The organism is Mesorhizobium sp. C395A (genome assembly GCF_030323205.1).
GTDB lineage: Bacteria > Pseudomonadota > Alphaproteobacteria > Rhizobiales > Rhizobiaceae > Mesorhizobium.
This window is the reverse complement of sequence record NZ_CP100473.1, coordinates 6,365,854-6,374,283: the sequence shown is the minus strand read 5'-3', so window position 1 is coordinate 6,374,283 and position 8,430 is coordinate 6,365,854. Positions and strand designations below refer to the sequence as shown.

General features: G+C 63.7%; 7 protein-coding genes and 2 pseudogenes. All 9 read right to left on the bottom strand.

Features of this window, described 5'->3' with window-relative positions; genetic code table 11:
- The coding region (locus NLY37_RS30735; protein WP_286441223.1) for an enoyl-CoA hydratase-related protein at positions 1-432 on the bottom strand (432 nt) is incomplete at its 3' end.
- Positions 429-901: pseudogene (locus NLY37_RS30725) on the bottom strand (MarR family winged helix-turn-helix transcriptional regulator). The gene NLY37_RS30735 and the pseudogene NLY37_RS30725, both read right to left, overlap by 4 nt.
- Position 902: 1 nt before the next feature.
- Positions 903-1,663, bottom strand: a pseudogene (locus tag NLY37_RS30720) (SDR family NAD(P)-dependent oxidoreductase); the annotation flags it as partial.
- Positions 1,660-3,954 carry a bifunctional salicylyl-CoA 5-hydroxylase/oxidoreductase gene (locus NLY37_RS30715; RefSeq protein WP_286441221.1) on the bottom strand — a complete coding sequence of 765 codons (2,295 nt, stop codon included), beginning with the start codon at positions 3,952-3,954 and terminating at the stop codon, positions 1,660-1,662. The pseudogene NLY37_RS30720 and the gene NLY37_RS30715, both read right to left, overlap by 4 nt.
- 141 nt (positions 3,955-4,095) lie before the next feature.
- On the bottom strand, positions 4,096-4,611 hold the full coding sequence (locus NLY37_RS30710) for a VOC family protein (RefSeq protein WP_286441219.1): 516 nt from the start codon (positions 4,609-4,611) through the stop codon (positions 4,096-4,098).
- A 160-nt stretch (positions 4,612-4,771) separates the two neighbouring features.
- Positions 4,772-5,602, bottom strand: a complete 831-nt coding sequence (locus NLY37_RS30705) for an ATP-binding cassette domain-containing protein (protein ID WP_023740552.1) — start codon at positions 5,600-5,602, stop codon at positions 4,772-4,774.
- Positions 5,595-6,473 (bottom strand): ABC transporter ATP-binding protein, encoded by an 879-nt coding sequence (locus NLY37_RS30700; protein ID WP_023740551.1) that lies wholly within the window; start codon positions 6,471-6,473, stop codon positions 5,595-5,597. Before NLY37_RS30700 ends, NLY37_RS30705 begins: the two co-directional genes overlap by 8 nt.
- Positions 6,470-7,318 (bottom strand): ABC transporter permease, encoded by an 849-nt coding sequence (locus NLY37_RS30695; RefSeq protein ID WP_023740550.1) that lies wholly within the window; start codon positions 7,316-7,318, stop codon positions 6,470-6,472. The genes NLY37_RS30700 and NLY37_RS30695 overlap by 4 nt, the downstream gene beginning before the upstream one ends.
- The gene (locus NLY37_RS30690) at positions 7,311-8,318 is read right to left on the bottom strand and encodes an ABC transporter permease (protein ID WP_023740549.1); all 1,008 of its coding nucleotides are present in this window, start codon (positions 8,316-8,318) and stop codon (positions 7,311-7,313) included. The genes NLY37_RS30695 and NLY37_RS30690 overlap by 8 nt, the downstream gene beginning before the upstream one ends.
- Between the last annotated feature and the right edge of the window lie 112 nt (positions 8,319-8,430).

Genomic DNA, 8,430 nt, shown 5'->3' with positions numbered 1-8,430 from the left:
GGTGAACAGGAAGGCGGTCTTGGCCTCCGGCGAGGCGATGCGGATGTCGGCGCTCATGGCGATGATAGCGCCGGCGCCGACCGCGACACCGTCGATAGCCGCGATAATCGGCTTGCCGCAATTGAGCATCGCCTTGACGAAATCGCCGGTCATGCGGGTGAAGGCGAGCAACTCCTTCATGTCCATCTTGACCAAGGGGCCGATAATGTCGTGGACATCGCCGCCCGAGCAGAAATTGCCGCCATTGGGCAGGAACACCACGGCGTCGACGTCGTCGGCATAGACGAGATCGCGGAACGTGTCGCGCAGTTCCGCATAGCTGTCGAAGGTCAGCGGATTCTTGCGCTCCGGCCGGTCGAGCCGCACCCTGGCGATCCTGCCTTCGACTTCCCAAAGGAAGTGCTTCGGCTTGAGGCCGGCCATCGAACTCATTCGCGTCCCTCCCAGTTGCTGCGGAACGAGGTCAGCATGCCGGTCAGCCGGCGCGCATCCTCCTCGCTGACCTTGGCCAGCAATTCTCCGATCCAACCCTCATGCGCCGCGGCCATTGCGGCAAAAGATTTGGAACCCTCGTCGGTCAGTCGCACCATGGATGTGCGGCGATCGCCATTGCGGCGCGCGCGCGCGCGACCACCCCTTCCGAAACCAGCCGGTCGACAATGCCGGTGACATTGCCGTTGGATACCAGCAGGAAGCGCGACAGATCGCTCATCAGCATGCCTTCCGGCGCGCGGTAGAGGGCGGCCATGACGTCGAAACGCGGCAGTGTCGTATCGAATTCCTTCTTCAGGCGCTCGCGCAGTTCGGCCTCGATCGTGCGCGAGGCGCGCAGCAGCCTGATCCAGAGACGCAGCCGGTCCTTGCCGGGTCCCGACGGGCGCGGCAATGGGCCGGCTACCATGTTCGCCTCCTGAGATCGAAATTGCTTGTCCGGTAATCGACGCAGCCGCATCGCCGCACAGCCAGAGCACCGCCGCGGCAACTTCCTGCGGCTGGATGAAACGGCCTGCGGGTTGGTCGAGGCAAGGCTCGCCCGCGCCTCGCCAGCCGAGCGGCCAGTCTTTCGACAATGCGCTGAACGGATGCTTCGAGCATGTCGGTCTCGACAAAGCCCGGGCACACGGCGTTCACGTCACGCCGGATTCGCCGTCTCGGCCGCCAGTGCCCGCATCAGCCCGACGACGCCGTGCTTGGCCGCCACATAGGGTGCGACATAGGCGTAGCCTTTCAGTCCTGCCGTCGACGCGACGAAGACGATCCGGCCCGCCTTGCGCGCAGCCATGCCGACCAGCGCCGGCTTCACCGTCAGGAAGGCGCCGGTCAAATTGACGTCGAGCGTCCGCTGCCAGTCGGCAAGCGAGGTCTTGTACGCCGGCGTGCTGCTGGCCATGCCGGCATTGGCGACGACGATGTCGAACGGGCCTCGCATGGCTTCCGCCTGCGAGTAGAGCGAAATCATCGCCGCCTCATTTGTAACATCGGCTGACATGGCGTGGATGCGGTCGTTCTCTCCAGCCACCTTGGCAAGCTCGGCCTCGCGCCGCCCGCATATGGTCACCTCGATACCGGCTTCGGCCAGCACGAGTGCGATGACCCGGCCGACGCCGGAGCCGCCGCCGGTGACCAAAGCATGCTTGCCGGGGATCGCCGAGGCCGTCGTCATACTTTCAACCCCGACGCCGCATCGCGCTCGGCCAGCCGGTAGATCTGGTCGCGTCCGGGCAGATAGGGATCCAGCCATTTGACACCACGATCACCGAGCGTCACGGCCGCATGCAGCGTCCAGTAGGGATCGGCGAGATGCGGCCGTGCCAGGGCCACCAGGTCGGCGCGGCCTGCCATCAGGATCGAATTGACATGGTCCGGCTCATAGATGTTGCCGACCGCCATCGTCGCCATGCCGACCTCGTTGCGGATGCGGTCCGAGAATGGTGTCTGGAACATGCGGCCATAGACAGGCTTGGCGGCAATCGAGGTCTGACCTGCCGAGACGTCGCAGATGTCGACGCCGGCTTCGTGCAGCATGCGCGCGATCTCCACCGCATCGGCCGGCGTCACACCCTCGATGCCGACCCAATCATTGGCCGAAATGCGCACCGAAATCGGCTTTCGCGCCGGCCAGGCGGCGCGCACCGCATGGAAGACTTCCAGGGGATAGCGCATGCGATTTTCCAGCGAACCGCCATACTCATCCGTGCGCTGGTTGGTGACCGGCGTGATGAAGGACGACAGGAGATAGCCGTGCGCGGCGTGGATCTCCAGCATGTCGAAGCCGCAACGATCGGCCATTTCGGTGGAGGCCACGAACTGGTCGCGCACCAAATCCATATCGGCGCGGTCCATGGCTTTCGGCACCTGGTTTTGCGGCGACCATGCAATCGCCGAGGCCGCCATGACCGGCCAATTGCCCGAGGAGAGCGGCACGTCGGTGCCCTCCCAGCCGACACGGGTCGAGCCCTTGGCCCCGGAATGCCCGATCTGGGCGCAGATTTTAGCCTCGGTCTCGGTGTGGACGAAATCGACCAGCCGCTTCCACGCCACCTCATGTTCGGACGCATAGAAGCCGGGACAACCGGGCGTGATGCGTCCTTCCGGGCTGACGCAGGTCATCTCGATATAGACAAGCCCGGCGCCGCCCTTGGCACGCTCGGCATAGTGGGCGAAATGCCAGTCGGTCGGGCAGCCGTCGACGGCCTTGTACTGCGCCATCGGCGAAACGACGACCCGGTTGTTGAGCTGCATGTCGCGCAGCTTGAACGGCGCGAACATCGGCGCCCGGCGCTGCCTGTTGCCGCCTGCCCCCGCCTGGCGCTGGAACCATTCCTCGGCGCTTTCAAGCCATTTGGCATCGCGCAGCCGCAAATTCTCGTGGCTGATGCGCTGCGAGCGGGTCAGCAGCGAATAATTGAACTGCACCGGATCGAGCCCGAGATAGCGCTCGACCTCCTCGAACCACTCCAGCGAATTGCGCGCCGCCGACTGCAGCTTCAGCACCTCGGTGCGGCGCGCATCCTCATACTTGCGGAAGGCGGCGTCGAGGTCCGGTTCGGTTTTGACATATTCGGCCAGCGCCACCGCGCTTTCCAATGCGAGCTTGGTGCCGGAGCCGATCGAGAAATGTGCCGAGGCCGCCGCGTCGCCCATCAGCGCCAGGTTCTTGTAGGACCAGCGTTCGCACAGCACGCGCGGGAAATTGATCCAGGCCGAACCTCTGATGTGATTGGCATTGGTCATCAGCGCGTGGCCGCCGAGATGTTTCTCAAAGATGCGCTCGCAGACAGCGATGGATTCCTGCTGCGACATGGCGCCGAAGCCGAAGGCAGCCCACGTCTGTTCGCTGCACTCGACAATGAAGGTCGCTGTCTCGCTGTCGAATTGATAGGCGTGCGCCCACACCCAGCCATGATCGGTCTTCTCGAAGATGAAGGTGAAGGCGTCGTCGAATTTCTGGTTGGTGCCGAGCCAGACGAATTTGCATTTGCGGGTGTCGATGTCGGGCTTGAAGACTTCGACGAAGGTGTTGCGCGCCCTTGAGTTCAGCCCATCGGCGGCGACGACCAGATCATGCGTCTCCATATAGTGCTGAGGGTCGGCGATATCGCTCTCGAACATCAGCCTCACGCCAAGTTCGCGCGCGCGTCGCTGCAGCAGGATCAGAAGCCGCTTGCGGCCGATGCCACAGAAACCGTGGCCCGACGAGACCGTGCGCACGCCGTCATGGATGACGGCGATGTCGTCCCAATAGGCGAAATGCTTCTTGATCCATACAGCGCTGACCGGGTCGTTTTTGGCAAGGTTGTCGAGTGTTTCGGCCGACAGCACGACGCCCCAGCCGAACGTATCGTCGGCGCGGTTGCGCTCAAACACCGTGACCTCGTGGGCGGCGTCCCGCAGCTTCATTGAAATGGCAAAGTAGAGGCCGGCTGGTCCGCCACCGAGAACCGCAACCTTCATCCGTGCGATCTCCTCTTCGCTTGCTGCATATCAAGTATCGCGCCGGAGACAAAATATTTCAAGCTTAAAGTTTCATGTTGGAACGATTGCTGGACACGGGTGGCGCGCCTGCGGGCTGGCCCCGCAAGCGCGCTCTGGAAATCACTTGTCCGGGTTCTTCGGGCTCCACAGCACAGTCTCGGCACCCTTCTCATAGGCCATCCCATCGGGATAGCTGATCGCCTCCAGTTGCAATCCCCATGGCGCCTGGAAATAGAGGATGGTCTGGCCGGCCGCCGGACCTTCCTTGACCGGCAGCGGACCCATCCGCGTCTTCACCCCCTTGCTGTCGAGATAGGCTTTCGCCGCGGCGACATCATCGACATACATGGCAATGTGGAAGCCGCCGATATCGCTGTTCTTCGGAGTCAAATCCTTCTGGTCGGGCGCGGTGTATTTGAACAGCTCGATGTTCGATCCATAACCGCAACGCACCATGGTGACCTGCTCGATGACAGCCTTCGGATCGACGCCCAGAAGATCCTGCATGAAGGTGCCCTTGTCATCGGCGAACGGACCGAACGACATCGCCTTCTTGCAGCCGACGACTTCGGTGAAGAAGTCGACTGCCTGCTTCATGTCGGGCACCGTGATGCCGGTGTGGTCGTGGCCGCGCATGCCGGGGATCGCATCGGCCGAAGCCGTTCCATCGAGCAGAACAGGATCGCGGCAAGCATCGTGCCGCGGGCTGCGTAATTCATATTACCCTCCGTTCGCGGGCTGATTTTGCCCTCATGCACGTCCGAAGCCCGCTGTTCGGCGTGGTGGGTGAACAGTCCTATGCCGGCGCTTTCGTTGCTGGCCGCAACCAGTCCGCGTCGATCTCAGGCAGTGGGATGGCGGCAAGCAGGTCGCGCGTGTAGGTCTCCCTGGGATTGTCGAACAGCGCATCGGTGGCGCTCGCCTCGACGATCATGCCCTGGCGCATCACGATCACTTGCTGGCACAGCCGCCGGATGACCGACAGGTCGTGGCTGATGAAGGCGACCGTCAGCCCCATCTCCGCGGCCAGTCTCTCCAAAAGGGTGAGGATCTGCGCCTGCGTCGATACGTCGAGGCCGGAGACGATCTCGTCGGCGAGCACGAATTTGGGCGACAGCGCCAGCGCGCGTGCAATGCCGACGCGCTGGCGTTGGCCGCCCGACAGTTCATGACGATAGCGGCTGGAGAAGCCTTGCGGCAGGCCGACGCGATGCAATGCCTCGGCGACGCGTTCCTTAAGCCTGTCGCCAAGCCCATTCTGCTTGAGCGGCGCGGCAATGATGCCGGCGATGGTGCGACGCGGGTTGAGCGACGACATCGGGTCCTGGAAGATCATCTGCAGGTCGCGGCGCAGAGGTCGCAGCTCTGCATCCGGCAGATGGGCGATATCGCGGCCCTCGAAATGGATGCTGCCGACGCTCGGCTCCAGAAGTCTGACAAGCGTGCGGCCGAGCGTCGATTTTCCGGACCCGGATTCACCGACGATGCCGGTCACCGAACCTCTCGGCAAATCGAAATCCAGGCCTTTCAAAATCTCGGCCAGCGGCGCGCGGCCGATCAGCGGCTTGCGGGTCATGTCGGGCAGCGCCACCTTCAGCCCGCGCACGGAAAACAGCGGCTCAACCATGCGGCCGCCTCCACGCCTGGTCTGCCGCATCGATCTCAGCGGCAAGCCCGGCCAGCACGGTCTCGTCCACCGGCATCAGCGAGGCGAAAGGATCTGTGTAACGCGGCGTCGCGGCCATCAGTGCCCGCGTGTATGGGTGCTGCGGGGCGTCGAAGAGAGCAGCCGTCTCGGCTTCCTCCACCACTTTGCCGGCATAAAGCACCGACACCTTCTGGCTGATCTTTGCAACGACGCCGAGATCGTGGGTGACGAACAGGATCGCGGTGCCATGCTCGCGCTGCAGCTCGGCGATCAGGCGCAGGATCTGCTTTTGCACGGTAACGTCGAGCGCGGTTGTCGGCTCGTCGGCCACGATCAGCCGTGGCTCGGCGGCGAAGGCGGCGGCGATCAGCACGCGCTGGCGCATGCCGCCGGACAGCTCGTGCGGATAGCATTTCAGCACCCGGTCGGGATCGCGGATCTGCACTTCATCCAACAATTGCCGGATACGCTTGTCCGCCTTGTCACCGCTCCAGCCGAGAATGCGCACCAGCCGGTCAGTCATCTGCGGACCGATGCGGCGCGACGGGTTGAGCGCAGTCAACGGATCCTGCGGGATCAGCGCCGTGCGGGCGCCGATCAGCGTACGCCTTGCCTTGGGCTGCAGCCTGCCGAGGTCTTGGCCTTCGAGCTGCATGGCGCCTTCGACGATGCGCACGCTTGACGGCAGCACACCGAGCACCGCCTTGCCGATCATCGTCTTGCCGGCGCCGCTCTCGCCGACAAGAGCACGCACCTCACCCCGCTGCACGGAAAGCGACACGGAGCGCAGCACTCGCTGGCCGTTCGGCAGCACGGCGCTCAGATTGGCAATATCCAGGCAAGCGCTCATCGCAGCACCGGATCGAAGCGTGTCTTCAGCGCCTCACCGAACTGGCTGAACGACAGCACGGTGAGGATCAGCGTTACGAGCGGAAACACCAGCACCCACCAGGCCTGATGGATCGACAGCCGGCCCTCGGCGATGATGCCGCCCCAGGTCGGATCGTCGGTCGAGATCGACAGATTGACGAAGGACAGGATGGCCTCCACGATGACGGCGATGCCCATCTCCAGCGACAGCAGTGCCACGATCGACGGCACCACATTGGGCAGCACCTCGCGCAGCATGATGCCGATGCGGCCATAGCCGGCGATGCGGGCGTTCTCGACATAGTCCGTGCGCGACTGGCCCATCGCTTCGGCGCGGATCACCCGGCAAAAGCGCGTCCAGTCGATTATGACGATGGCGAGGATGACGGAACTGAGGCCGGTGCCGAGCACCGCGACCAGCAGGATGGCGAACAGCACCGGCGGGAATGCCATCCAGACGTCGACGATGCGTGAAATGATGCGGTCGGCCCAGCCGCCGAAATAGCCGGCGACCAGTCCGAGCGTCGAGCCGACAAGGCAGGCGGCGATCGCCGCCGCGAAAGCGACGATGAAGGCGATACGGCCGCCGAAGATCAGCCGGGAGAGGAGATCGCGGCCGAGGCTGTCGGTGCCCAGCCAATAGCCGGATTCCGCACCACTCATCCAGAATGGCGGCAGCCGTTCCAGCATCAGGTCTTGCGCCAGCGGGTCCTGCGGTGCGACCAGCGGCGCGAAGATCGCGGCCAGCAGCGCCAGCAGCAGCCAGCCGCCGGCCAGCCACAGCCTCGGGCCTAGTCCGCGCCGGGCGATGCGTGCCTCATCCATGGCGCAGCCTCGGATTGAGCAGCGCGTACATCATGTCGACGCCAAGATTGATCAGCACGAACAGCAGCGCGAACACCAGCACGATGCCTTGGATCAGCGGCAGGTCGCGGTTGATGACGGCATCGATCGCCATGTTGCCGAGCCCTTCGTAGGAAAACAGCCGCTCGACGATGACCGTGCCGCCGACAAGGAAGGTGAACTGGACGCCCACGAGAGTCAGTGTCGGCAAGGCAGCGTTCTTCAGCGCCTCGCGCAGGATAACCTGCGTTTCCGAAAACCCCTTCACCCGGGCCAGCACGACATAGTCGAGGTCAAGCACTTCCTTCAGCGACTGTTTCAGCAACTGCGCGATGATTGCCGCCAGCGGCAATGCCAAGGCTACTGCCGGCATCAGCATGTGTTTCAGCAGATCCCAGGTCAGGTCGAAGCGCAGCCGAAGCAAGCTCTCGAAGAAATAGAACTGGGTGACGAAGGGCAGATCGAGCTGCGGCGACACGCGGCCGGAGATATCGAAGATCGGCACCAGCACGCCAAACAAAAGGATCAGCACGAGGCCCCACAGGAAATCGGGAATGGAAAGGGCGGCGCCGCTGGCGATATCGATGCCGGCTTCGACCGCCGTGCCGCGCTCGCGGGCTCCGAGGATCGCCGTCGTGCCGCCGAGCCCAACCGCCATGACGAGCGCGATGATGGCAAGTTCCAGCGTTGCCGGCAAACGATTGAAGACAAGGCTGAGCACATCTTGCCTGAGCGAAATCGAGGTGCCGAAATCGCCCCTGACGACGCCGGACAGCCAGATGAAGAATTGCTGCACGATGGTCTTGTCGAGCCCGTAGAGTGCACGCAGCCGGTCGATGTCGGCATCTGTCGCACCGGGGGGCAGCATCATGGCGATCGGGTCACCAGGCGCGACGCGGATCACGACGAAGACGACGACAGCCACGCCGAACAGCGTGATCAGCATCGTCAGCAGACGGATCAGGAATCGTTGCAGGAGCATTCTGGTGTTGGCCCAGTGCGTTTCTAACGAAGAGCCCCCTCATTCGTCCGCTTCGCGGCCACCTTCTCCCCGAGGGGAGAAGAGGTCACGGACAGCTGAGCTGGTCTCTTCT

What these genes read in the sequence shown, in the direction of transcription:
- NLY37_RS30715 (WP_286441221.1), bottom strand. Translation starts at nt 3,954, where the DNA reads ATGAAGGTTGCGGTTCTCGGTGGCGGACCAGCCGGCCTCTACTTTGCC.
- NLY37_RS30710 (WP_286441219.1), bottom strand. Translation starts at nt 4,611, where the DNA reads ATGCGCGGCCACGACCACACCGGCATCACGGTGCCCGACATGAAGCAG.
- NLY37_RS30705 (WP_023740552.1), bottom strand. Translation starts at nt 5,602, where the DNA reads ATGGTTGAGCCGCTGTTTTCCGTGCGCGGGCTGAAGGTGGCGCTGCCC.
- NLY37_RS30700 (WP_023740551.1), bottom strand. Translation starts at nt 6,473, where the DNA reads ATGAGCGCTTGCCTGGATATTGCCAATCTGAGCGCCGTGCTGCCGAAC.
- NLY37_RS30695 (WP_023740550.1), bottom strand. Translation starts at nt 7,318, where the DNA reads ATGGATGAGGCACGCATCGCCCGGCGCGGACTAGGCCCGAGGCTGTGG.
- NLY37_RS30690 (WP_023740549.1), bottom strand. Translation starts at nt 8,318, where the DNA reads ATGCTCCTGCAACGATTCCTGATCCGTCTGCTGACGATGCTGATCACG.